Here is a 317-nt window from a genome sequence, read left to right on the forward strand (position 1 = left end):
TGTCGAGGTAACCTCGGTGTCGCTTTGCAAATACAACGAAGTAACCGCTGAATTTGCTGCCGCAGAAGGGGAGGGTGATAAAACACTCGAATGGTGGAGAGAAGCGCACTGGAACTTCTTCTCTCGTGAATGTGAAGAGCTAAAAATCTCGCCAACTGAAGACATGATGCTGGTATTAGAGCGCTTCAAAGTGGTTCATCAATAAAAGGTATTTTTTGATTCATAATGTGTGGCACTTTATGTTTAGGTTATAGTGGCCAATAAACAGTAATAAGGTCGACAACAATGAGCTTAACCGTTCGAGAAGTTTTTATTGG

General features: G+C 42.0%; 1 protein-coding gene. It reads left to right on the top strand.

The genetic code is table 11. The annotated features are described in order from the left end of the window. Positions 1–205 (top strand): ASCH domain-containing protein (locus tag FTW16_RS13385; protein WP_146491409.1); only part of this gene is annotated, 205 nt, incomplete at its 5' end. Positions 206–317 lie beyond the last annotated feature (112 nt).

Origin of the sequence: Vibrio sp. T20, assembly GCF_007858795.1 — a bacterium.
Lineage (GTDB): Bacteria > Pseudomonadota > Gammaproteobacteria > Enterobacterales > Vibrionaceae > Vibrio > Vibrio satsumensis.